We start from the raw sequence: 23919 nt of genomic DNA, 5'->3' as shown, positions 1-23919 counted from the left end.
GAGGCCGGGGCCTTACGCATCCTGTCCACATCGCCCCGGAACGGGTGACATGATCGGGTTGGGCGATTCGCCGCGCGCGACCGCCACACGTCCAGGACCGGGGAGGGCCGTGATGCGCGATCAACTCCTGGGAAGCCGCTACCGCTTGGTGCGTCAGCTCGGCGAGGGCGGCATGGGGGAGGTCTGGGAGGCACAGGACGAGACCCTGGACCGCCGGGTCGCGGTCAAGGTGATCTCCCTGCTCGCCGGTGGCGGCAGCCGCGGCAGCGAGGCACGGGCCCGCTTCCTGCGCGAGGCCCGGATCACCGCGGGCCTCCAGCACCCCAACGTGGTGACCGTCCACGACCTCGGCGAGAGCGGCACGGAGAACGGCGACGCCCCGTTCCTCGTGATGGAGCTCCTCCAGGGCGAGACCCTGGACGCCAAACTGCGCCGGGGCCCCGTCCCGCTGGCCGCGGCGGCCCGCTGGGCCGCCCAGGTCTGCGACGCGCTCGCCGAGGCGCACGCGGCGGGCGTCATGCACCGGGACATCAAGCCGTCCAACATCGTCATCACCGAATCCGGGACGGTGAAGGTCCTCGATTTCGGGGTCGCGCGCGCCGCCGACCCGTACGCGACCTCCGACCGGCTCACCCGGACGGGTGTCATTGTGGGCACGCCTCCGTACATGGCGCCCGAGCAGGCCCGCGGCAGGCCGGTGCCGGGCAGCGACCTGTACGCGCTGGGCTGCCTGCTCTTCGAACTCATCACGGGCAGGCTGCCGTTCGAGGCGCCCGACGCGATGGGATTCCTGACCGCCCACCTCAGCCAGGACGCCCCCGCCCCCAGCTCGGTGGCCCCCGGCATCCCGGCCCCCTGGGACGACCTCGTCCTCACCCTCCTCCACAAGGACCCGGCCGACCGGTACGCGTCCGCCGGCGACGTCGCCCTCGCGCTGCGGCGCCTGGACCGCTTCCCCGGCCCCGCGCCCGTCTCCGCGACCTCGTCCCCGTCCTCCCCCGCCCTGCCCACGCTCAGGTTCCCGGCGCCCCGGGCCGCGCCGCCACCCGCCCGCCCGAGGCACCCGATCCCGTCCGGGACCTGGCGCGCGGCCGGGATCTGGCTCCTGGTGGTGATGGTGAGCACCCCGCTGGCCGTGGGCAACGCGGACGGCGTCGGGGACGCCCGGGACATCTCCTCGGCCGTCGGCATGATCACCCTCGCCACCGCCGTGTTCATCAGCTACGTGGTGCTCGCGGTGCCCGGCGGGGCCGGGGTCCACCTCCTCGACTGGCGCGCGAAGGCGGCGGCGCTCTTCCGCTTCCTCCCGCCGACGCTTCTCTTCGGCGCCTACGTCACCGCGGCCGCACCGAACGCCGAGTTCCACCCGTATCTCACGAGCGCCGGTTCCTCGCTCGCCCTGGCGGGCCTGCTGGTCCTGGCCGCCGCGCTCACCCCCCGCTCGGGGCGCGGGACGCGCGGGGTGGGCTATGTGTTCCTGGGGCTCAACGCCGCCGCCGTGTTCAACACGGAGATCCTGGTGCTCATGGACGTACGGTTCCCGTACCTCGCCCTCGTCCCGCCGCTGACGGTCAGCCTGGGCGTGACGGTCCTGGCGATCGCCCTGTTCCGCGTGCGCGAGACCGCGACCCGCCGCCCCGTCCGCCAGCCGGACATCGCGTAGTACCCGGAGCACGGGCGGGCTGCCAGAATCGATGACATGACGGACGGCATCGGAGCGGTTTTCGAACAGGCCGGCTGCGAGGGCGCGCTCTGTGTCCAATCGCTGCACGACGCGGCGGAGTTCGGCCTGCGGGCCGACGAACCGGTGGTCCCGGCCTCAGTGGTCAAGGTGCAGGTCGCCCTGGAGGCGGAGACCTGGTTCGCCGAGGGACGGCTCGACCCGCGCGAGCGCGTGACGCTGTCCGCCGCCGACCGGACTCCCGGCCCGGCCGGGATCTCGCTGCTCGATGACGACGCGGTGCTCTCCTGGCGGGACATGGTCGTCCTGATGCTGACGATCAGCGACAACCACACCACCGACGCGCTCCTTCGGCGCATCGGCGTCGAGTCGGTCAACGCGACGGCCGCACGGCTCGGGCTGTCCGGCACGGTGATCCGGTCCGGCCTGCGGACCCTGCTCGACTCGCTCGGCCGGGACATCGGCCGCGCCGACTGGGAGGACTCGGTCACCTGGGCCTCCGGCGCGTCCACGGAGGAGCTGGCACGGGCCGATGACCGGCTCCTCGCCTCCCGCGCCCTGGACCCGCTGCGGGGAAGCCGCACCACCCCGCGCGACATGGCCGGTCTGCTGCGGCTGATCTGGTCCGACCAGGCGGGTCCGGCGGCTGCCTGCGCGCGGGTGCGCGCGGTGATGGCCCGGCAGCTGACCAAGCACCGGATCGCGAGCGGCTTCCGTCTCCCGGCGCGCGTCGCGGCCAAGAGCGGCAGTCTGGTCGGCGTGGTCCGCAACGAGATCGGGGTGATCTCGTACCCCGACGGCCGTCGGTACGCGGCAGCCGTCTTCACCCGCTCCCGGCCGGGCTCGGACGACTCCGCGATCAGTGCCGCCATCGGCGCCGCCACCGCACGGGCCGTCGCCGCGCTGCGGGGAGAGGGTTCCTGAGGGCCGCCCGGCCCTTACCCCTGAGGTAATGGCCCACCGCGGGCGCGCCCCGCATCCTGATGACGCGCCCGCACCCCTACCCCGCGCGAAGGAGCCCGCCCCATGACCGCTTACGGATTCGCCCACCTCCACAGCACCAGCACCCACGCCGACATCCGTACGTACCTGGAGCGCATTCAGGCCACCCTCGACCCCTTCGCGGGCCGCTTCGTCATCCACGGCCCCCCGGCCGAGGTGCTGGAGGGGGCGTGGCCGGGCGGCATGGTGCTGATCGAGTTCCCCGGCCTGGCCGAGGCGCGCGCCTGGTACAACTCGCCCGCCTACCAGGCGATTCTGCGGCTGCGCACCGATCACATCACGGGTGACGTGGTCCTGGTCGAGGGCGTCGGCCCCGGCTACCACCCGACCGCGCGGCTGAACACGCTGTAGCGCTCCCGCCCCACCGCGCCGCCGCCGTAACCACGAACGCCCGTCCCCCGCCCGGCGAGGAGGCGCACGCGGGAATCCCGCCGCTCCCGCCCAGCGCGAAGACCGGGGAGAGCCAGTCCCTCGCCATCGAGCCCTGGGCCGGGCGCCGTCCTCCCCGGTCGGGCGGGCCATGTGCCCTCAACTCCCGTGCCTGTTCGGATCGTTGCTGATGGGCGACAACCTCGGCACACTGTTTCCGGTGCCAACGCCTGGCCGCGGTCCGGACGTTGACGTACGCACGACGGGCGCGCACCCACGGGCGTCCGAAGGCTCGAAATCGCGTCAGCCGCACGCCCGCATGTGGCACGGGAGGGTGGTTTCGGGTCTTCCGCACACTCCGTACCGGAATCGGAGATCACGATGGCGTCGGTGCCCCCGCACAGGGGAGCACCCTCACGCCCACTGCCGAACCGAGGACGAAGATGAAGATCTCCCGCGCCCTGTCGATGCTGGCCTCAGCCGCTGTTCTGGGCACCCTCTCCATGGCAGGACAGGCGGCCCCCGCCTCCGCCGCCTCCTTCGTGGTCAGCGAGGCCCAGTTCAACCAGATGTTCCCGGAACGCAACGCCTTCTACACGTACGCGGGCCTCATCGACGCGCTCGGCGCGTACCCGCAGTTCGCCAACACGGGCAGCGACACCATCCGCAAGCGCGAGGCGGCGGCCTTCCTCGCCAACGTCAGCCACGAGACGGGCGGGCTGAAGTACGTCGTCGAGCAGAACACCGCCAACTACCCGCACTACTGCGACCCGTCCCAGCCCTTCGGCTGCCCGGCCGGCCAGGCCGCGTACTACGGGCGCGGCCCCATCCAGCTGAGCTGGAACTACAACTACAAGGCCGCCGGGGACGCCCTCGGCATCGACCTGCTGAACGACCCGTTCAAGGTGGAGAAGGACCCGGCCGTCGCCTGGAAGACCGGGCTCTGGTTCTGGAACACCCAGTCCGGCGCCGGAAGCATGCCCCCGCACGACGCCATGGTCAACGACAAGGGCTTCGGCGAGACCATCCGCAGCATCAACGGCGCCCTGGAATGCAACGGCAACAACCCGGACCAGCGCGACGCCCGGATCAACCTGTACAAGCAGTTCACCGCCACCCTGGGCGCCGACCCGGGCGGCAACCTCTCCTGCTGACCCCAGCCGACGGGCGTCCCGCCGCCGCCGGACGTCAGGCCGGTCACACCTCAGGGTGTGACCGGCCGCGGCACGCACGGGAACCCGCGACCGGCCTCCCCTCAGCCGGTCCGCGCGACGAGACCCGCTGGCCGACGCCTCGGCACGGACCAGTTGCGGCACGGGTTCGATACACGGAGGCGAGTGCGCGATCATCTGGACCGTGACTCCTCTCTCTCCGTCCGGGCCCGGCGCCGCCACAGGCGACCGGATCAAGGTGTGGTACCGGTTCGTGCCACGTGAAGGCTGGCTTCCCCAGGACACCGAAGGGCTGTGGGCCACCCGGCTGAGCAGGGACACCGCCAGGGTGGAGAACATCCCCTTCCTGCAGAACGGGGTGGCCGAGGGCGAGATCGTCCGGTTCGTGACGGACGCCGACGGGTGCCACTGGGCGAAGGAGCGGGTGGAGGCATCGGGCAACTGCACCATCCGGGTCCTGCCCCTTCCCTCCGGCCCTCTGGGGCGCAGCGCTCGGGCCGTGCACGAGCGGCTGTCGCCCTTCGGCCTGGGCGGTGAGGTCTACAGCGAAGCGTTCCCGCTGGTCGCCTTCACCGTGCCGGCGGACGCGGACCTGAGTGGCGTCAAGGCGTTCCTCGTCCGCGGCCAGGACGACGGGTGGTGGCACTTCGAGGTCGGCTGTGCCACCGATGCCTGGCGCGACGCGTAGGCCGCCCGGCGGCCTACGCCCGGGGCAAGGCCAGCAGGACGAGCAGGACCAGCAGGCACTTCGAGCACTTCGGATGCCTCAGGCACATCGGGCACTTCGGATGCCTCAGGCACATCGGGCACTTCGGATGCCTCAGGCACTTCGGGCGCACAGGGTGGTCACGGCGGCCCGGTGTGCGGCCCGTCGGTTCCCTGAGGGCACCGACGCGGCCGTGCTGGACTTCGCCCCGGCCCCCGGGATCGGCCACTTCGCCTTCTCCCGGCGCCGGGAGACGCTCCTCAGCCTGAGGCCCTCCCGGCCCTCCCGGCCCCCCGCCCCCCCCGGCCCTGGCCCACGACACCTGCCCATGTGCCTGACACCCAATAAACGGAGCATCCCTCCGTTACCGTGGCGGGAGAAGACCCTTGAGTCTTCTTCGGACGTCGGGCAGTTGGGGGACAGCATGATTCTTGTGACGGGTGCGACCGGCACCATCGGCCGGTACCTGGTGCGGGCACTCGCGGAGGCGGGCGCACCCTTCCGGGCGCTGGTACGGGACGCGCGCAAGGGCGAGGAGCTGGGCTGCGCGTATACGGTCGGGGACTTCGACGATCCGGCGTCGATGGAGGTCGCCCTGGAGGGTGTTGACCGGCTTCTGCTCAACAGCGGTGGCGCGCTTCCCGTGGAAGGACGGCAGCCGATGGTCCGGCAGCAGACCGGAGTCATCGACCTGGCACGGACCGCCGGGGTCTCGTGGGTGGTGAAGATATCGGCATGGCAGCCCAGCCCCGACTCGAAACTGTCCGTACGCGCGCATGGGGAGATCGAGCAGCACCTCAAGGACTCCGGCCTGCGGTGGGCCTCACTCCAGCCCACCAGCTACATGCAGAACTTCCTCACCGGTGACGGCGGCTTCGCTCACGGCGCCGCCCTGGAAGGTCCCTACGGTGCGGGGCGCGTGGCCTACATCGACGCCTATGACATCGCCTCCTGTGCCGCGGTGCTGCTGACGGGCCCGGTCCGGGACAGCGCGACGTATGCGCTCACCGGCCCGGAGGCACTGACGCACGAGGTGATCGCCGCCAAACTCGGCGTCCCCTTCCGTGATCTGTCACCTCAGGAGGCGGCGGAGGGCCTCCAGGCACAGGGCCTGCCCCGCTGGTTCGTGGATGACCTTCTGGAGCTCTACGCGGAGATGGCGGCCGGCGCGATGTCGGTGGTGACGCCGGTGGTCCAGGAGCTGACCGGGCGTGCGCCGCGCACGTTCGACGCGTTCCTGGCACAGACGTAGCACACGGCCTCGGAGCCGCCCCGGCGGTGCGACGGCCGCCGTTCGGGAATGACCGGACGGGGCGGGCGCCGTGCCGGCCGGAGCGGCTCCGGCGGCCCGTACGAAGTAGACCCCCGTCCTTCTTCGCACGGGCCGCCGGACGCGGCCCACAGCCCGGGTCCACGCCCGGTTCCACCCGGTTCCACCCGGGTCCGACGACGACTCTGGCTGACCGAATCCAGGATGACCAGACCTGCCTGCCGATCAGGTCCGATGTGGGACGCTACCCGTCCTGACCTGCTGGGATGCCCCGTCCCAAGGTGCGATCATGGGACGGCGACTGGTGGCCGACACGCCATGCTTCGTCCAGCCGGTCGCGATGCCGCACTATTTATGGGCACCGGACGGAATGTATCGGGGGAATCCGTATGCCGCGTTGGAAAGAGCTTCCGGACGAACTCACCACCAGTGAGCAGCAGCTCCTCGTCCAGCTCCGCAGGTTGAAGGACCACAGTGGCCTGAGCCTGGCCGCCCTCGCGGGCCGGACCAGCTACAGCCGCTCCTCGTGGGAGCGGTACCTGAACGGAAAGAAGCCCGTCCCGCGCAAGGCCGTCGAAGAGCTGGCCGAGGTCTGCGGTACGGAACCGACGCGGCTCGTCGTGCTGTTCGACGTCGCCGAGCGGGCCCGCGCCAAGGAGGCGGGGCGGACGGACGGGGCTCCGCAGGGGCGGTCCTCCGAGCGGGAGACCGCGGAGGGGACCGGGTCGGCGAAGGCTCCGGACGCGGAAGCCGGGGCGGGGAAGCCGGTGGACGCGGAACCCGTGGGCGCGCAGACCCCGGACGCGAAGACCGTGGACGCGCAGACCCCGGACGCGAAGACCGTGGACGCGCAGACCCCGGACGCGAAGACCGTGGACGCGCAGACCCCGGACGCGCCGACCCCGGACGCGGAATCCGTGGACGCGAAGACCGTGGACGCCGGTGCCCCGGTGGCGGAGCAGAGGGAGGGGGCGCGGCCCCCGGAGCCGGAGCCGGCACCGTCGCGGGACGGGGGCCCGCGCCGGAACGGCCGTACGGTGCCGCTGGGCTGGGCGGTCGGCACGGCGGTCGTGGCCGTCGCGGCGGCGTTCGGGGCCGGGATGCTGACCGGCGGCGCCCGGGGCGGAGCCGACGCGCCGGAGGCCCGCCCCAGCGGCGTGGTGGCGGCCGGGGCGGGATACCTGCGCGGCCGGACCTACCCCTGTGCGGTGCGACGTGAGCACCGCGAACTGCGGGCGGGGCACAGCGACACCCGCGAGATGCTGCTCGACATCAACAGCACCGGCTTCGACGTGGTGGAGGCGCAGTGCCTGCTGCGCGAGAAGGGCTTCGACCCCGGGGCCACCGACGGGCTGTACGACGAGCGGGCCAAGGGCGCGGCCAAGAAGTTCCAGCAGGCCCGCCGCCTGGTCGTCGACGGGATCATCGGCCAGGACACCTGGCGGGAACTGCGCAGATGACGGCTTCCACGGCGGGCGGGCACCTGGCGGAGGAACTCCGCGCGATCAGGGAACGGTCCGGGCTGAGCCTGGCCGCGCTGGCGGCCCGTACCCCGTACAGCAAATCGTCCTGGGAGCGGTACCTCAACGGGAAGAAGCCCGTGCCGCGTCAGGCGGTCCAGGCCCTGTGCGCACTCACCCGGACACCGCCCGGCAGGATGCTGGCGCTCTGGGATCTGGCCGACGCGGAGTGGAGCGGCCGGGCCCGCGCCCTCTCCGCTCCGCGCACGGGTCCGGCGCGCCCGCCAGAGCCGCAGGCGTACGGGGAGGAGCAGGAAGCGCCGGGCGCCTCCGCCGCGCCGGGCGCCTCCGACGTGCCGGGCGCCTCCGACGTGCCGGGCGCCTCCGGCCGAGCGCCCTCCGCCGCCGCCCGGCCGGGCGTGCGGAGGTGGGCGGTCACTACGGCGGCCGTCGCGGCGGTCGTCGGGGCGACGGTGGCGGCGGGCGCCCTCGTCGGCGGAGCCCCGAAGGAGCCGGACCGCCCGGACCGGACCGGGGCCGTCACGGAGCGGCTGATCCGTAACCCCGGCTGCCGGGCGGACAGTTGCGAGGGAAGGAATCCGGTCGCGATGGGGTGCGGCGGAGCCGGGATGATCACCACGCTCGCCACCCACACCGCGTCCGGCGGCCGGCGTCTGGAGCTCCGTCACGCCGCCCTCTGCCACGCCGTGTGGGTGCGGACCACCGGGCTGCGGCCCGGCGACCGGGTCGAGCTGTCGCTGCCGACCGGGCGCTCCCAGCAGGTCAGCGCCGAGGGCACGCACGACACCGGGCGGTACCTGTCGACCCCGATGGCCGAAGGCGACGGCAGGTCCGGCACCCGGATCTGCCTCACGGTGCCGGGTGGCCGCCAGGAGTGCTTCACGGGCTGAGCGTCCGGCCGGTCCGCAGCGCTGCGGACCGGCCGGACGCCCCGGTGTTCTGCTCGCCCCTCACGGCTCCTGGCGCTCAGGAGCCGAGACCTCAGGCGTAGGCGTTGGCGAACCGCTTGAACGCGCTCCTGGTGCCGTCACCGGCGATCCCGTCGATGCCGCCCGTGTAGCCCCACTGGGCCTTCAGCCAGCGCTGCATCGCCTTGACGGTGTTGGGGCCGGGGTCGCCGTCGATCGCACCGGTGTAGCCGTAGTGCGCCTTGAGGAAGCGCTGCATCGCCTGCCAGCTTCCGGTGCCGAGCTGGCCGTCGATGGCGCCCGTGTAGCCCCAGTAGGTCTTCAGCCAGCGCTGAACCGACTTGGCCTGCGTGGTGCTGAGGCCCATGTTGTTCACCGCGAGCGGAGTGACGGCCGTGGTGGCCGCCGCCTGCGCCGGGTGTCCGGTCGCCGCGAAGCTGGTGCCCGCAGCGGCCACGCCGCCTCCGGCGATCGCGACCGCCGTGGTGGCGGTGACGAACATCCGCGTCATCCTGCGCATGTCTTGTTTCCCTCCCCTTGGGTCGAGCCGACCCCCCGGCCGGCTCTGCCACCAGGTTGCGGGGCGAGGCGTCCGGGCCGCCACGGCCGCTGGCAAGGTGACGCGTTCCTGGGACGTTCCACGCTCCGGCCTGCGGGGACGGGGCATGGGGTGAGGGGGCGGCGGGACACCGGGGAGGGTGGGACGAATCCGGCAGATCGGCTTCCGTTCAGCGGCCGGACCGGGTTCCGCTCCGCCGCACCGGATTCCGCTCCGGGCCTCCGCGAAAGGGGCGTGCCCGGCCTTCCGGGCACGCCCCTCACAAACAACTCACGGACCGCTCACGGGCAGCTCACGGACCACTCACGGGCAGCTCACCGGCAGTTCACGAAAGAACGCGCGATCCCGGAGGTCCGACGGCAAGACCGGTTCAGCGGCCGTCGCGACGGCCGCGGAGGTCGTCCGCCGCCTCGCCCGCCCGGCGGCGGCCCTGCTTCGCGGTGTCCGAAGCCCGGTCGGACGCGTCCCGCAGCCGCTCCTGGGCCTCGTCGCCCATCCGCTCCCGGCGGTCCTGGCCCTGGTCGTTGCCCTGACCGCTCTGCCCGGCCCGCTTCCTGGCCTCCTCGGCGAGCTGCTGCGCCTTGTCCTTGAACTGGTCTGCGATACCCATGCGGTGTCACTCCTCGTGGGTGCGTGGGGGACGGTCCATGAGGACCGCGTTCAGCCTCGCAGCCCCCGGCGGGCATCGCATGTCGATCACTTACGCTGCGTGTTCGCCGCCCTCGCGTCCTGGTCGGCGGCGCCTCCGGCACCCACCAGCCCCTTGCTGATGCCGTCCAGCCGGGGGGCGAACTTGCGCACCTCCCGCTGGCCGACGACTCCGATCAGCGTGGGCAGGTAGCCCCGTACCGACTGCATGCCGCGCAGCCACCACTGCGCGTACACGTGCGGGGCCCGACGCTCGATGCCCGCCACGATCCGGTCGACGGCGGGCCCCAGCGGGTACGTGCGGTTCGCGGGCCAGGGCAGCCGCTGGCGCAGCTCCCGCATCACGTCGTCCTGGTCGGCGCCGCGCACCATGTCCGTATCGGTCCAGGACAGGTAGCCGACGCCCACCTTCACGCCCCGGTAGCCGACCTCGGCGCGCAGGCAGTGCGCGAACGCCTCCACACCCGACTTCGACGCGCAGTACGCCGTCATCATCGGGGCCGGGGTGATCGCGGCCAGCGAGGCGATCTGGAGGAAGTAGCCGCGGCTCTCCATGAGCACCGGCAGGAACGCCCGCCCGGTCACCGCGCCACCGATCAGGTTGACCTCGATGACCCGCCGCCAGGCCTCGGGGTCCGAGTCGACGAACGGCCCGCCCGCGGCGACCCCGGCGTTGGCGACGACGACGTCGACCTTCCCGAACCGCTCCTTGACCTCCTGGGCGACGCGTGCCATCGCCTCGTGGTCGGTGACGTCCGCGAACCAGTGGTCGCTCTCCGTGTGCAGCCGCTCGGAGACCTTCTTCAGCTCGTCCGGTTCCAGGCCGACCAGCGCGAGCCTGGCGCCGCGCGCCGAGAGCTTGCGGGCCAGCAGCTCCCCCACCCCGCGTGCCGCGCCGGTGACGACGACGACCTGTCCTTCGAGACTCCGCCTGCCGCTCATGCGACCTCCTTCTTCTCGGCCGTGCCGTCCGTGCCTTCGTCCGTGTTCCGGGTGCCTGCCGGGAGGTACGCGGTGACCAGTTCCCGGATCTTCGCCGTGACGGCCTCCGGCGCCTCCACGGGAGTCATGTGGCCCAGACCCGTCAGTTCGGTGAGCCCCAGGCCCTCGGGCAGCGCCGCCGTGATGGCGCGGGCGTGCCCGATCGGCGTCAGCCGGTCCGCGGTGCCCGCGACCACGGCCGTGGGCACCCTCAACTCCTTCACGCCCGCGTCGAGATCGAGATCGGCGAGGACCTTCCCCCAGCCCGACCTGGCCGACCGCGGGCAGGCGTGCACGATCCGGGCGCAGAGGGCGACGCGCTCCGGGGCCGCCCCCGCTCCCATCGTGGCGTACTTGAGCACCCGGCGCGTGAGCGGAGTGACCGGGCCCAGCGGGGCCGCGGTCGCGAGGATCGCGCGGGTTCCCGCGGTCCGGACCTTCCCGGCCGGGAGCGGCAGCACGGTCGACGCGCCGGGCAGCCGTGAGCTGCCGGTGCTGCACAGCAGTACGGCGGCGGCGCGCTCGCGGAGCCCGGCCCGGCGGGCGGCTGCCATGATCGTCATGCCGCCCATGGAGTGCCCGGCGAGCACCGCCTTCTCCCCCGGTCCGAGGGTGGCGGCGAGCACCGCTTCGAGATCGTCGGCGAGGGCGTCGGTGCTGTACTCCCCGGGGGCGACGGCCGGGGAGCCCCCGTGACCGCGCTGGTCGTAGGCGACCACCCGGTGGTCCGCCGCGAGGGCCCTGATCTGCGCGTCCCAGAAGCGGGTGCTGCACGTCCAGCCGTGCGCGAGGACCACGGCGGGGGCGCCGTCCGGGCCGTGCACCTCGACGTGCAGACGGGCGCCGTCGGCGGAGCGCACGGTCAGTTCACGCGCCGGTACCGGCGGGGCGTCGGCGCGCCGCAGCAGCCGGCTCATCCCACGACCTCCTCGGTGAGCGGGGCCTGCGCTCCGGCGCCGGGCGCCTGCTTCGGAGGCCGCACGACCTGATACTCCGTCAGGTCGACCGTGCGGGTGGCGCGGCGGAAGTCGGCGGTGGTGCCGGGCCAGACCGTGGTGTTGCGGCCCTCGGCGTCCAGGTACCAGCTGTCGCAGCCGCCGGTGTTCCACACGGTGCGCCGCATCCGCTCCTGCACCCGGCGGTTCCAGGAGCCGAGCGCGGAGGGGCGCGCGTCGAGGGCGACCCGGCCGCCCAGCACGTCCAACTGGCGTACGTAGTCGGCCAGGTAGTTCAGCTGGGACTCGATCATGAGGATCATCGAGGAGTTCCCGAGCCCGGTGTTCGGGCCGATGATCGACAGCCAGTTGGGGAAGCCCGAGACGGTCGCGCCGCGCAGCGACTGCACCCCGTCCTTCCAGTGCTCGGCCAGGGTGATGCCCTCGGCGCCCACCACGCGCTCGGCGATCGGCATGTCCGTGACGTGGAAGCCGGTGCCGAAGATGATGACGTCGGCCTCGGTCTCCGTGCCGTCGGACGCGACGAGCGTGGAGCCGCGCACCTCGGCCAGCCCGGAGGCGACCACGTCCGTGTTGGGCCGCGCGAGCGCCGGATAGTAGGTGTTGGAGAGCAGGATGCGCTTGCAGCCGATCCGGTACGAGGGGGTCAGCCTGGCCCGCAGCGCCGGGTCCTTGATCGCCCGCGCCATGTTGGCCTTGGCTATCCTCTCGACCAGGCCCAGCTCGCCGGGGTGCTTGGTGAAGGCACTGACCTGCAACTCCCTTATGCCCCACAGCAGTCCGCGACGGGCGGCGCCGGTGGCCGGCAGGGTGCGGTGCAGCCAGCGCTCGATGCCGCTGATCTTCCGGTCCATGCGCGGCATGACCCAGGGCGGGGTGCGCTGGAAGAGCGTCAGGCGGCCCGCCGTCGGCTGGATCGCGGGCACGATCTGGATGGCGGAGGCTCCGGTGCCGACGACCGCGACGCGCTTGCCGCTCAGGTCGGCGCCGTGGTCCCAGCGGGCCGAGTGGAAGACCTTGCCGGGGAAGCCGGCCAGGCCGGGTATGTCCGGCATCTTCGGGTCGGAGAGCGGACCGCAGGCCGAGACCACGAGGTCGGCGGTGAGAGTGGCCCCGTTCGCCGTCTCGATGACCCAGCGCAGCTCCGTACCGTCCCAGCGCATGACGGTCACCTCGTGACCGAGCCGGATGTGCGGGCGCAGCCCGAAGGTGTCCGCGACGTGCTCCAGGTAGGCGCGGATGTGCCGCTGCCCGGAGAAGGTGCGCGGCCAGTCGGGGTTGGGTGCGAACGAGAACGAGTAGAGGTGGGACGGTACGTCGCAGGCGCAGCCCGGATAGCTGTTGTCGCGCCAGGTGCCGCCGACCGAGTCGGCGCGTTCCAGGACGACGAAGTCCGTGATGCCTTCGCGGCGCAGCCGGACCGCGGCCCCGAGGCCCCCGAATCCGGATCCGATCACCGCCACCCGTACGTGCTCGTGCTCGGCCATGCTGCCGCCTCCTGCGGTACGTCACACGACTCTGCCAGCAATCACTGGCAATGTTGGGAGAGTAGAGCAGCTCCGTACCGATGGGTAGGGGTACGACGGGGGAAAGTTACCGGCGGTACAACATAGGGTGCGGGTGTGGCCGAAGGACGCGAGAAGCGTGACGAGCAGCGTGAGTACCGCATGGCGGAGCTGGCCGAGAAGGCCGGGATCCCCGTGCGGACCGTGCGCTTCTACCGGGAGCGCGGGCTGATCTCGCCGCCCCGCCGCGAGGGGCGCATCGCCTGGTACGACGACCGGCACCTGGCCCGGCTGCGCACGATCACGGGCCTGCTGGAGCGCGGCCACACCCTGACCGGGATCGCCGACCTGGCCCGCACCTTCGAGAGCGGGCGGGACGTCGCCGAGGTGCTGGGGCTGGGCGAGCCCACCGAGGAGACCCCGGTCCACCTCACGCCCGAGCAGCTCGCGGACTACTTCGAGGGCGAGACGACCACCGAGAACCTGGCCACCGCCCTCGAACTCGGCTACCTCGCCACCGACGGCGAGGAGATCGTCCACATCAGCCGCCGCCTGCTGGACGTGTCGTCCGAGCTGGTACGGGAGGGCGTGCCGCTCGCGACGGTCCTGGCGGCCGGGCGCCGGGTCCGCGCCCACGCGGACGCGCTCGCGGAACTCTTCGTGCACGTCCTGCGGGACCACAGCGACGACCCCGAACCGCCCCAGCTCCGCCCGCTGGCCCGCGCGGTGGTGGACGCCGAACTGTCCATGGCCCTGGACCGCCGGCTGCGCCAGCCCCCACCTGCCGAACCGCCCGCGGGCGGGGCCGCGGAGGGCGCCGGGGAGCCCGGCTGACGGCCGGCGGCCCAGGGCCGGGCACGGGAAGTTCCTTGATCGCACGCCGGAATACTGCCCGGCCTGAACCTCCTTGCACGCCCTCCCGTTCGACCGCTCTCCCGTTCGAGCGCCTCACCGTTCAAGGCTCCGGGAAGCGGCGGGCGGGGAGCCTTCCCTCCCCGTCGCCCGTGCCCGCTCCCCCGCACACGGCCGGCCGGCAGGCGTGCCCCCACGAGCGGCCGGTCAGGGCGTTCCGGGTTCTCCGGCCACCCCGGCGGGTTCCGCCCGGGAAGCTCCGCGGGAGCGGGGCCAGGACCGGGACCTGCCGGTCAGTTTCCGTAGACGGCGGTGACCGGAGCGTGGTCGCTCCAGCGTTCCGCGTGGGTGGCGGCGCGCTCCACGTACGCCTTCGCGGCGCGTCCGGCCAGGCCCGGCGTCGCCACCTGGTAGTCGATCCGCCAGCCGGTGTCGTTGTCGAAGGCCCGGCCCCGGTAGGACCACCAGGAGTACGGGCCTTCCTGGCCGGGGTGGAGGGAGCGTACGACGTCGACGTACCCGGCCTCGTCGAAGACCCGGGTCAGCCACGCCCGCTCCTCGGGGAGGAAGCCGGAGTTCTTCTTGTTGCCCCGCCAGTTCTTCAGGTCGGCCTCCTGGTGGGCGATGTTCCAGTCGCCGCAGACCAGCACCTCACGGCCCCCGGCCGCGGCCCGCTCCTTCAGGCCCTTCAGGTACGGGAGGAACGCGGCCATGAACCGCTCCTTCTCCTCCTGCTTATCGGTGCCCACCTCGCCGGAGGGCAGATACAGACTGGCGACCGTGACGCCCGGCAGGTCGACCTCGGCGTAGCGCCCACTGGTGTCGAACTCGTCACTCCCGGCGATACCGAACCCGCCGAAGCCGACCTGCACCCGCTCCGGCGCGCGCCGGGTGTAGAGGGAAACCCCTGCCCGCCCCTTGGCGGCGGCCGGTGCGTGCACGGTGTGCCAGCCCGCCGGATCGCGTACCTCCTCGGGCAGCTGGTGCGGTTCGGCCCGCACCTCCTGGAGGCAGATCACATCGGCTTCGGTCCGGGCCAGCCACTCGGCGAAGCCCTTCTTGGCGGCGGCACGGAGCCCGTTGACGTTGACGCTGGTCACTGTGTACAAAACATGCCCCTACGGCGGTAGGTGTTCCTGCTGAGCCAGGTTGCCACAGTCGCGCCGGACCCGGCCCGCACCGCCCGCGGACCAGGGGCTCAGCGGACCCGGCCCACGCCCACGTAGAAGCCGCTGCGCTCCTGGACCGGTGCGGGTTCCCCGCGGTACCACTCCGTGGCGAAGACCAGGCCGGGCTCGACCAGCTCCAGGCCCTCGAAGAACGGCTCGACCTCGCTCCGGGTCCGCATCCGCAGCGCGATCGCCCCCTTCTCGTACGCTGCCTCGGTCGCCGCCCGGAGCTCCGGGTGCTGGTCGGCCGTGCCGTGCGAGAGCACCAGGTAACTGCCCCTGGGCAGGTGGCCGACCAGCGTGCGGGCGAGGCCGTACGGGTCCTGGTCGTCCGGCAGGAAGTGCATCAGCGCGATGAGCGAGAGGGCGACGGGCCGGTCGAAGTCGAGCAGCGCACGGGCGTGCTCGATGATCGTTTCGGGCTGTCGCACATCGGCGTGGATGTAGTCGGTGGCACCCTGCGGCGTGCTGACCAGCAGCGCCTCCGCGTGCCGCAGCACGATCGGGTCGTTGTCCGCGTAGACGATCCGGGCGGCGGGCGCGATCCGCTGGACGATCTGGTGGAGATTGGGCTCGGTGGGGATGCCGGTGCCGATGTCGAGGAACTGGTCCACACCGTTGCGGGCCAGCCAGGCGGAGGCCCGGTGCATGAAGGCCCGGTTCCGCGCCGCGTTGCCGCGCGCCTCCCCGGGCAGCTTCTCCGCCACCGCCTGGTCGACGGGGTAGTTGTCCTTGCCGCCCAGCAGCCAGTCGTAGACGCGTGCGGGGTGGGGCTTGCTGGTGTCGATCCGGGGCTCGGGTGTGCCGACCGGCACGGGGCACCTCCTCGCGGGCTTCCTCGCTCGTGCGAACGTGCCCAGCGTAGGTGACACGATTCCCGGGGCGCGAGACAGGGCTCGTAAGATCATCGGTCCGGAGCATGGCCTCCGGACACGACCCGGCGAGACGGGGAGGCGGGGAAGCGGCGATGGAATTCCGGTTGCTCGGCAGGGTGGGCGCCGCCACCGGGGCGGGCGAGCTCCAGCTAGGTCCCGCCAAGCGGCGCAGCGTGCTCGCCGCGCTGCTCCTCAAGGCCAACTCCCCTGTATCCGTGGAGCAGCTGATCGACACGGTCTGGGACGCGACGCCGCCCGCCCACGCCCGCACGGTCGTCCAGGGCCATGTGTCGCGGCTACGGGCCCTGCTGTCCTCGGCCGGTGCCGGGGAGCACGGGGTGGGCCTGATGACCCGGGGCCCGTCGTACGTGTTCGAAGTGCCGGAAACACTGCTCGACACCCACCGCTTCGAAGGACTGGCCCGGCGCGGCAGGTCCCGGCAGCGGCCCGCCGACGCGGTGGCCGACCTCGGTGAGGCGCTCGCCCTCTGGCAGGGCCCGGCGCTCGACGGCACCGCCCCGAGCACCTCGCTGCGGGCCGCCGCGCAGGCGCTGGAGGAGGCCCGGCTGGAGGTCACGGAGAGCCTGGCGGGAGCGTACGAACGGCTCGGGGACCGGGCGAGTGCGGTGGCGGTGCTCCAGGCGGAGACGGCGGCACACCCGCTGCGCGAATCGCTGGCCGAGGCGCTGGTCGTGGCGCTGGACCGGGCGGGGCGCCGGTCGGACGCGCTCGACCACTACCACCGCACCCGCCGCCTGCTCGCCGACGAACTGGGCATCGACCCGGGGCCGGGGCTGCGCGGGGCGTACGAGGCGGTCCTGTGCGGCGGGGCGGCAGGAGCGCCGAAGGCGGCGGAAAGGGAAGGGACACGTTCCGGTGCGGAGCCTGGCCCCGCGAAGGAGAGCGCGGCTCCGGGCGGGGCGGGGCCCCGGCTGCTGCCACGCGGGGTCCGGGGCTTCCTCGGCCGGGACGCGGAGCTGGACACGCTGGACCAGATCACCGGGGCAGGCACCCTCGCGCTGGTCACCGGCCCCGCCGGGGTCGGCAAGACCGCGCTCGCGCTCCACTGGGCGCACCGCGCGCAGTCCCGCTACCCGGACGGCACGCTCTTCGCCGATCTGCGCGGCTTCGGCGGCGTACCGGCCGAACCGGCCGAGACCGTACGGGAGTTCCTGCTCGCGCTCGGGGTGCCCGCGCGCGGACTGCCCGAATCCGCAGCCTCCGCCGCCGCCCTGTACCGCGAGCTGACCGCCGAGCGCGCGCTCCTGATCGTCCTGGACAACGCGCGCGGCACCGACCAGCTCCGCCCCCTGCTGCCCGCCGGGACCGGCTCGGCCGTCCTGGTCACCTCACGCACCCGGCTCGGCGGCCTGATCGTCGAGGAACTGGCCCGGCCGCTGCCGCTCGACGTCCTCGGCCCCGCCCCCGCCGCCGCGCTGCTCGCCGCGGCGGTCGGCGAGGAACGGGTGGCGGCCGAGCCCGAGGCGGCGGACCGGCTCGCCCGGCTCTGCGACGGACTGCCGCTCGCGCTGCGCATCACCGCGGCCCAGCTCGCGGCCAGGCCGCACTGGCGGCTCGCCGATCTGGCGGCCGAACTCGCGGACGAGCAGCGGCGGCTGGCCCTGCTCTCGCTCGACGACGCGGAGGACTCGGGGGTCGCGGCGGCCCTCCGGATCACGGTCCAGGGGCTGGCGCCGGAGGCGGTGCGGCTCTTCGCCCTGCTCGGGGTCGTGCCCGGACCGGACCTGGACCGGTACGCCGCCGCCGCGCTGCTCGACAGGCCGCCCGCCGTGGCGGCCGAGGCACTGGACCGGCTCGCGGGGGCCCATCTGGTGACCGAGCACGCCCCCGGCCGCTACTCCCTGCACGACCTGGTCCGGCTGTACGCGCGCGGCCTCGTCACCGATGACGGGGCGCTGCTGCGGCTGCTGGACAGCTGCACGGCCACCGCGCTCGCCGCGTCGCTGGCCGCCGAACCCGGCGAGAAACCGTGCTGCGTCCTGCCCCAGGGGGCGGCGGACCTCCCGGTGCGGACGTTCGCGGACCGGGACGCCGCCCTGCGGTGGTACGCGGCGGAGCGCGAGAACCTGGCCGCCGCGGTCACCGCCGCCCGCGCGGCGGGCCATGACGACCGGGCCTGGCGCCTGGTCGTACTCCAGTGGCCGTACGTGCTGTGGAGCGTCCGGGACGGCTGGGCACCGCTGCTCGAACAGGCCCTGGAGGCGAGCAGGCGGCTCGACGACCCGGCCGCGGAGTCCCGGGTACGGGCGCTGCTGGGCTGGGTGCTGACCCGGGAGGGGCGGCTCTCCGAGGCGCTGGCCCAGCTGGAGCTGGCGCCCGCCCTCGCGGCCCGCGCGCACGACCCGTCGAGCGAGGCGATCGCCCTGATCAACCTGGCGGTGGCGCTGGACGCGGACGGGGTCACCGACACCTCGCTGCACCATGTCACCCGGGCGGTCCGGCTGGCCCGCGAGGCCGACGACGTACTCACCGAACTCCTCGCCCTCCAGCACCGCACGTACCAGCTCCTGGCCCGGGGCGACATCGCGGCGGCGGAACGCTGCACGGCGTACGCGCTGGCGCTCGACGACCACGGGGTGACGACCGGCCTGGGCGTGATGCGCCGGGCCACGCTGCGGCTGAGCCGGGGTGAGGCGCTGCTGGCGCTGGGCGAGCGGGAGGGGGCGGAGATGTGCGCACGCCAGGCCCTCGCCGAGGCCACTCGCCAGGATTTCCAGGAGGGCGTGAACCGGGCCAGGTCCCAACTCGCCGCCCTGGGACGGCCGGTGGCCCCGCCGGTGCGTCCGGAGGGCGACGACCGGTCCGTTTTGTCTCCCTGACCGGATGGACCCTGCAGCTTGTGGGCGGGTCGCCGGAAGGCTCCCGGAGGGTGGTTCGGTGCGGGTTCGTACCAGATTGCCATCCCCTCTCAACCGGGCTGCACGTTCCGGACGCATCGACCGTATGGTCCCGGTGCCGCGGGGGCGGCAGTCTTCTCATCAGAAGGAAGGGGCCACCGGAGAATCCCGGGGGAACCGAACCGAAACGATCCGGACCGACCCGGCCCGGAGCTGATCGAGATGTGGGGAGACACGCTCATGCGCAACGTGATCCGAGTGGTGGCAGTGGCAGCGGCGGCGGCTTTCGTCCTGGGCGGCGCGAGCGCCTCCTACGCGGCGGACGGTACGGCGACGCGGGCCGCCTCGTTCTCGACCACCTCGGCCACTCCTCTCCCCGCGCCCGACGGCAACGAGACCGGCTGGGGTGAGCCGAGCTGCACCGTCCGGCCCCTCCCGGCCGGCTGCCCGGTCCAGTAGCCCTCGGCCCGAACGCGCTTCGGCCCCAATGCGCTTCGGCCCGAACGTCCCACCTCGGCCGTCCGCGCTCCGGCCGCGCTTCGGCCGCGCACCTCGGCCCGGTCCGCACCTCGGCCTTACGCAATTCGGCCCGCGCACCCCTCAGTTACGCCCTTCGGCCCTACGCGATTCGGACTGTACGCATCTCAGTTGCGCACCTCGACCCGTATGCACCTCAGTTGCGCACCCCGGCCCGGTACGCGCCGCAGCCCTCGGCCCGTACGCCCGGAAGAACCCCGTTCGAGCCCCTACCTCAGGGAGATGATCCTCGTGCACGCGTTTTCGAGCTCCGTCAACGACCCGTTCTTCGACCGCTTCTACGATCCCCGCCACGACGATGAGGGCGGTCCGGCCGCCGACGGCGCCCTTCCCTGGCCGGACATGGGCCCGGAGCAGGTCGCGGTGCTGTGACCGGCACGGCGCCCGCCCCCGTGGTTCCGTGACCCGTCCCCGGCCCGGCCCGGCCGGTTCCGCACCACCGGTGACGTGCCTGACCTGCTGATCCGCGTCGTGCCTCGCGACCTCTCGCGCCTTCGCGGTCCCTCGCGGTCCTCCACCGGTCCTTCGTAGTCCTTCGTCGTTCCTCGTGGCCCTTCGTGGCCCGTCGCGTTCCGTCGCGTTCCTTCCCAGCTCTTCCTCGCACCGCACGGCGCTTCATGGTGCTTCACCGCCCTGCACAGCGCTTCAGGCCCCTCGCGGTGAGCCTCCCGCTTCTTCGGGCAGCCCGCTCCCGCGCCGCGCCGCGCTCCCACCCTTCCGTACCCCGCCCTGTCCGCCCCGCACCGGCCGGCCGGCGATCCGTCACGCCGCCGTGCCCCGGCGCACCCCGAGGAGAATCCCGTGGAGAGAATCAACCACCTCGCCTACTGCCGGGCGGACGAGCCGTTCTACGAGAGCAACGACACCGCCCGCACCGGTCCGGCGTTCCCCGCCACCGACCGCCCCGCCCCGCCCGGCTGGCGCCGCACCGAGAGCAGCGTCTGGCTCTACGTGCACCCCGACCACGTACAACTGCCCGCACAGGGCTGGAAGATCCACGTCTCCGCCACGGCCTCCGACGCCGCCGAGGTCATCGACACGGTCTGGGACTACTGCGTCTCCCGCTCGCTGTCCTTCAAGTTCCTGCCCCACCCCCAAGTGCACCGGGCGATGAACGCGAAGTACGCGCCCCGGGGCAGCAGCGGCAAACTCATCACCCTCTACCCGGTCGACGAGGCCGACCTGAGGCGCACCCTCGACGACCTCGATCCGCTGCTCGCCGGGCGCCCCGGCCCGTACATCCTCAGCGACCTGCGGTGGCGGGAAGGCCCCCTCTACCTGCGCTACGGCGGATTCGCCCGCCGCGAGTGCCTGACCGAGAACGGCGACCGGAGCCCCGCCGTCTCCCGCCCCGACGGGGTCCTGGTGCCCGACGAGCGCACCCCGGTCTTCCAGGTCCCCGACTGGGCGCCGGTGCCCGACTTCGTCGCCGCGCAGATCGACGCCCATGACGCGGCCCAGGACGACCCCGCCTTCCCGTACACGGTGGAGCGGGCCCTGCACTACTCCAACGGCGGGGGCGTCTACCTCGCCACCGACGACGCGACCGGCCGCCAGGTCGTGCTGCGGGAGGCCCGGCCGCTCGCCGGGCTGGACGGCGCGGGGGACGACGCGGTCACCCGGCTGCACCGCGAGGCCGCCACCCTGCGACGGCTCGCCCACCTGGACTGCGTGCCCGAACTGCTCGGCACGTTCACCGCCTGGGAGCACCACTTCCTGGTCCAGGAATACATCGAGGGAGAGACCCTCCAGCGCTTCACGGCCACCGCCAACCCGCTGGTCAGACCGCACGCCGCCGCCCAGCAGCGGCAGGAGTACGCGGACCGGGCGCTGGACATCCTCGATCAGCTGGAACGCGTCCTGGAGGCCGTCCACGCGACCGGCACCGTGTTCGGCGACCTGAGCCCCACCAACGTGATGGTCCGCCCGGACGGGCGCGTCGCCCTGGTGGACTTCGAGATCTCGTACCGGCCCGACGCGGGTGAGGCCGTGCCCAGCATCGGCACCCCCGGGTACGTCGCCGCACACGCCACCGGCTTCGACCGCGACCGTTACGCCCTGGACTGCCTGCGGCTCTCGCTGTTCCTGCCGCTCACCATGACGCTGGAGCTGGACCCGGCCCGCGCCGGACAGCTCGCCGAGGCGGCGACCCGCCTCTTCGACCTTCCGGAGGAGTTCCCGAGCCGGGTGAGCGCCGGACTCACCCCGCCGGGCGTCACCGCCCGCACCGATCGCTCCGTGCCCGAACTCTTCGCCGCCACCGCCGCCGAACCGGCCTCGGCGCACGCCCGCGAGCTGGAGGAACGCCTGGTCGCCGCGATCCGTTCCGCCGCCACGCCCGAACGCACCGACCGGCTCTTCCCCGGTGACCCCGCCGCGCTGCACGACGGCGGCTACACCCTGGCGCACGGCGCCGCCGGGGTCCTCTACGCCCTGGCCGCCACCGGCCACCCCACCGATCCCGAGCACCACGAATGGCTCTGGCAGGCCACCCATCGCGCCACCCGCCCACGGCCCGGACTGTACGACGGGCTGCACGGCGCGGCCTACACCCTGCATCTGGTCGGCCGCACCGCGCAGGCCCTGGAAGTGCTCGACCGGGCCATCGACCTGACCGACGACGCCGCCCCGATCGGCCTGCACGACGGGCTGGCCGGCATCGGCCTCAACCTGCGGCACTTCGCCCGCGTCCTCGACGAACCGGGCCTGCACGCCCACGTCCTGGACACCGGCGACCGCCTCGCGGCCCGCCTCGCCACCGTCACCCGCACCCCCGCCCGGAGCGCCGGGCTGCTGCGCGGCTGGAGCGGCCCCGCCCTGTTCTTCGTCAGCCTGTACGAAGACACCGGCGAGGAGCGCTATCTGGACCTGGCCCGCCAGTCCCTCCAGCTCGATCTGGACCACTGTCTGGAGGCCGACTCCGTACTCAATCTCAACGACGGCCGACGGCTGCTGCCGTACCTCGGGCAGGGCAGTGCCGGAATCGCCCTCGCGCTCCACGCCTATCTGCTCCACCGGCCCGACGAGCGGCTGGACGCCACCCTCGAATCCCTGCACGCCGCCACGGAGTTGAGCTTCACCATCCAGAGCGGGCTGTTCCTCGGCAGGGCCGGGCTGGCCGCCGCCCTGGCCCACAACCGTGCCGCCGAGAACGATCCACGGCGCACGGCGGCCCTCACCGGCCATGTCCGCGACCTCGCCTGGCACGCACTGGACCACGAGGGCGGCATCGCCACCACCGGCGACCAGAACCTGCGTCTGTCCATGGATCTGGCCACCGGTACCGCGGGCATCCTGCACACCCTGCACACCGTGGCGGGACGGCTCCCCGCCCTGCCCCTGCTGGACCGGCCCGGCGCCCCGGCCCGTACGCCGCGGGCCGCCGCGTCCGCCACCGCCCCGCACAGCAGCGCACCACGCGGCATCGCGCCCACCGAGGATCCGCACAGCGTGTGGGCCTGCGAGGGCACCGAAGCTCCTGCCGAGGCCGCCCGAGCCTCCGCCGGAATCCCGTCGAAGGAGAAGGAGGAGAGATGAACGCGGTCCTCGCCCTGCAGAACCTCGCCACCGGCCACCCCCCGGAAGGCTACGGAGGTCCGTTCGACCCCGGCGTCATCCACAGCTCCATGAGCTTCAACTGCGCCTCCGACAACACCGACGAATAGCCCCGAAAAGAAGGAGAGAAGTCATGAACCTGATCCTCAGGCTCCAGGATCTCAACATCACCGGCGGCCCGCAGGACGACGAGATCGCCGAGGGCATCAGCTCGATCAGCATCGGCTGCAACAACGGCGGCGGGGGCGGCGGGGGCGGCACCGGTACCGAGGTCTGAGAACCGCCCCCCAAGCCCGCACCCCTAAACCCGCACCCATAAAACCCACACCCAAGAAAGCAGGCCATGTCATGAGGACCATCCTCGCCCTGCAGAACGTCAGCCCCCAGCTCGGCCCCGACGAGGACAACGCCCTCGCCAGCAGCGCCATCAGCTCCATTCTCCACTGCGGTTTCGAGGACGAGACCTGATCGTCCCGAATTCCCCACCGCCCCACCTCCACACCCCAGAACATCATCAGAATCCCTCGTTCATTCCAGAAGGAGAACACCATGAAGGCGATCCTCAACCTCCAGAACCTCGACCTCCCCGAGGGCCCGCAGGACGACCAGGCGGCCGACGGCCTCAGCTCGATCAGCATGTTCTGCAACAACGGCGGCGGCACCGAGGCCTGATCCACCGCACCCCGCACAGCCACAGCCACAGCCACCGCCCGAAGCACCTCACACACCAACGCTCACAGCAGAAGGAGAACACCATGAAGGCGATCCTCAACCTCCAGAACCTCGACCTCCCCGAGGGCCCGCAGGACGACCAGGCGGCCGACGGCCTCAGCTC

23 protein-coding genes are annotated in these 23919 nt (G+C 73.0%); 16 read left to right on the top strand and 7 right to left on the bottom strand.

Annotated features, from left to right (window positions below; all coding sequences use genetic code 11):
• The first annotated feature begins 112 nt into the window (after window positions 1–112).
• The 8 genes from ACFVWY_RS20930 to ACFVWY_RS20895 all read left to right on the top strand — a co-directional run bounded on the left by ACFVWY_RS20930 (window position 113) and on the right by ACFVWY_RS20895 (window position 8571).
• Entirely contained in the window at window positions 113–1663 is a 1551-nt protein-coding gene (locus ACFVWY_RS20930; RefSeq protein WP_389874455.1) for a serine/threonine-protein kinase, read from the top strand.
• A gap of 36 nt (window positions 1664–1699) precedes the next feature.
• On the top strand, window positions 1700–2605 hold the full coding sequence (locus ACFVWY_RS20925; protein WP_389874452.1) for a serine hydrolase: 906 nt from the start codon (window positions 1700–1702) through the stop codon (window positions 2603–2605).
• Between the two features lie 102 nt (window positions 2606–2707).
• Entirely contained in the window at window positions 2708–3034 is a 327-nt protein-coding gene (locus tag ACFVWY_RS20920) for a DUF1330 domain-containing protein (RefSeq protein WP_389874449.1), read from the top strand.
• 461 nt (window positions 3035–3495) lie between these two features.
• Window positions 3496–4206, top strand: coding sequence for a chitinase (locus ACFVWY_RS20915; protein WP_389874446.1), 711 nt, complete (start codon window positions 3496–3498; stop codon window positions 4204–4206).
• A 202-nt stretch (window positions 4207–4408) separates the two neighbouring features.
• Window positions 4409–4912 carry a DUF4265 domain-containing protein gene (locus ACFVWY_RS20910; RefSeq protein WP_389874443.1) on the top strand — a complete coding sequence of 168 codons (504 nt, stop codon included), beginning with the start codon at window positions 4409–4411 and terminating at the stop codon, window positions 4910–4912.
• Between the two features lie 442 nt (window positions 4913–5354).
• Window positions 5355–6182 carry an SDR family oxidoreductase gene (locus ACFVWY_RS20905; protein ID WP_389874440.1) on the top strand — a complete coding sequence of 276 codons (828 nt, stop codon included), beginning with the start codon at window positions 5355–5357 and terminating at the stop codon, window positions 6180–6182.
• Between the two features lie 407 nt (window positions 6183–6589).
• Window positions 6590–7660 carry a helix-turn-helix domain-containing protein gene (locus ACFVWY_RS20900; protein ID WP_389874437.1) on the top strand — a complete coding sequence of 357 codons (1071 nt, stop codon included), beginning with the start codon at window positions 6590–6592 and terminating at the stop codon, window positions 7658–7660.
• The gene (locus ACFVWY_RS20895) at window positions 7657–8571 is read left to right on the top strand and encodes a helix-turn-helix domain-containing protein (protein WP_389874435.1); all 915 of its coding nucleotides are present in this window, start codon (window positions 7657–7659) and stop codon (window positions 8569–8571) included. Before ACFVWY_RS20900 ends, ACFVWY_RS20895 begins: the two co-directional genes overlap by 4 nt.
• A gap of 91 nt (window positions 8572–8662) precedes the next feature.
• Here the strand turns inward: ACFVWY_RS20895 and ACFVWY_RS20890 are convergent, their stop codons facing one another.
• From ACFVWY_RS20890 to ACFVWY_RS20870, 5 genes are all read right to left on the bottom strand, one after another.
• Window positions 8663–9109: a peptidoglycan-binding domain-containing protein gene (locus ACFVWY_RS20890; protein WP_389874433.1), complete on the bottom strand. Its 447-nt coding sequence runs from the start codon at window positions 9107–9109 to the stop codon at window positions 8663–8665.
• A gap of 409 nt (window positions 9110–9518) precedes the next feature.
• Entirely contained in the window at window positions 9519–9758 is a 240-nt protein-coding gene (locus ACFVWY_RS20885) for a hypothetical protein (protein ID WP_389874431.1), read from the bottom strand.
• 86 nt (window positions 9759–9844) lie between these two features.
• Window positions 9845–10738 (bottom strand): SDR family oxidoreductase, encoded by an 894-nt coding sequence (locus tag ACFVWY_RS20880; protein WP_389874429.1) that lies wholly within the window; start codon window positions 10736–10738, stop codon window positions 9845–9847.
• Complete coding sequence (locus tag ACFVWY_RS20875) at window positions 10735–11694, bottom strand: alpha/beta fold hydrolase (RefSeq protein WP_389874427.1); 960 nt, start codon at window positions 11692–11694, stop codon at window positions 10735–10737. The genes ACFVWY_RS20880 and ACFVWY_RS20875 overlap by 4 nt, the downstream gene beginning before the upstream one ends.
• Window positions 11691–13220: a flavin-containing monooxygenase gene (locus ACFVWY_RS20870; RefSeq protein ID WP_389874424.1), complete on the bottom strand. Its 1530-nt coding sequence runs from the start codon at window positions 13218–13220 to the stop codon at window positions 11691–11693. Before ACFVWY_RS20870 ends, ACFVWY_RS20875 begins: the two co-directional genes overlap by 4 nt.
• Window positions 13221–13400: 180 nt before the next feature.
• Between ACFVWY_RS20870 and ACFVWY_RS20865 the strand changes: the two genes are divergently transcribed.
• Window positions 13401–14072: a MerR family transcriptional regulator gene (locus ACFVWY_RS20865; protein WP_389874680.1), complete on the top strand. Its 672-nt coding sequence runs from the start codon at window positions 13401–13403 to the stop codon at window positions 14070–14072.
• Between the two features lie 311 nt (window positions 14073–14383).
• Here ACFVWY_RS20865 and ACFVWY_RS20860 read toward each other — a convergent pair whose 3' ends face one another.
• Together ACFVWY_RS20860 and ACFVWY_RS20855 are read right to left on the bottom strand one after the other, a co-directional pair.
• Complete coding sequence (locus tag ACFVWY_RS20860) at window positions 14384–15199, bottom strand: exodeoxyribonuclease III (protein WP_389874422.1); 816 nt, start codon at window positions 15197–15199, stop codon at window positions 14384–14386.
• Window positions 15200–15288: 89 nt separating this feature from the next.
• Window positions 15289–16074 (bottom strand): SAM-dependent methyltransferase, encoded by a 786-nt coding sequence (locus ACFVWY_RS20855; RefSeq protein WP_389874419.1) that lies wholly within the window; start codon window positions 16072–16074, stop codon window positions 15289–15291.
• Between the two features lie 152 nt (window positions 16075–16226).
• On the opposite strand from ACFVWY_RS20855, the gene ACFVWY_RS20850 reads away from it, so the two are divergent.
• The 7 genes from ACFVWY_RS20850 to ACFVWY_RS20820 all read left to right on the top strand — a co-directional run bounded on the left by ACFVWY_RS20850 (window position 16227) and on the right by ACFVWY_RS20820 (window position 23756).
• Window positions 16227–18974 (top strand): BTAD domain-containing putative transcriptional regulator, encoded by a 2748-nt coding sequence (locus ACFVWY_RS20850; protein WP_389874416.1) that lies wholly within the window; start codon window positions 16227–16229, stop codon window positions 18972–18974.
• Between the two features lie 258 nt (window positions 18975–19232).
• Window positions 19233–19451 (top strand): hypothetical protein, encoded by a 219-nt coding sequence (locus ACFVWY_RS20845; protein ID WP_389874414.1) that lies wholly within the window; start codon window positions 19233–19235, stop codon window positions 19449–19451.
• A gap of 309 nt (window positions 19452–19760) precedes the next feature.
• Window positions 19761–19901 (top strand): hypothetical protein, encoded by a 141-nt coding sequence (locus ACFVWY_RS20840; protein ID WP_389874412.1) that lies wholly within the window; start codon window positions 19761–19763, stop codon window positions 19899–19901.
• 429 nt (window positions 19902–20330) lie between these two features.
• The gene (gene lanKC / locus ACFVWY_RS20835) at window positions 20331–23066 is read left to right on the top strand and encodes a class III lanthionine synthetase LanKC (RefSeq protein WP_389874409.1); all 2736 of its coding nucleotides are present in this window, start codon (window positions 20331–20333) and stop codon (window positions 23064–23066) included.
• The gene (locus ACFVWY_RS20830) at window positions 23063–23194 is read left to right on the top strand and encodes a hypothetical protein (RefSeq protein WP_389874406.1); all 132 of its coding nucleotides are present in this window, start codon (window positions 23063–23065) and stop codon (window positions 23192–23194) included. The genes lanKC and ACFVWY_RS20830 overlap by 4 nt, the downstream gene beginning before the upstream one ends.
• Window positions 23195–23217: 23 nt before the next feature.
• Window positions 23218–23361, top strand: coding sequence for a hypothetical protein (locus tag ACFVWY_RS20825; protein ID WP_389874403.1), 144 nt, complete (start codon window positions 23218–23220; stop codon window positions 23359–23361).
• A gap of 272 nt (window positions 23362–23633) precedes the next feature.
• Entirely contained in the window at window positions 23634–23756 is a 123-nt protein-coding gene (locus tag ACFVWY_RS20820) for a hypothetical protein (protein WP_389874401.1), read from the top strand.
• Window positions 23757–23919 lie beyond the last annotated feature (163 nt).

The organism is Streptomyces sp. NPDC058195 (genome assembly GCF_042883525.1).
Classification (GTDB): Bacteria; Actinomycetota; Actinomycetes; order Streptomycetales; family Streptomycetaceae; genus Streptomyces.
The sequence above is the reverse complement of the archived record's forward strand: the minus strand, read 5'-3'. Positions and strand labels throughout refer to the sequence as shown.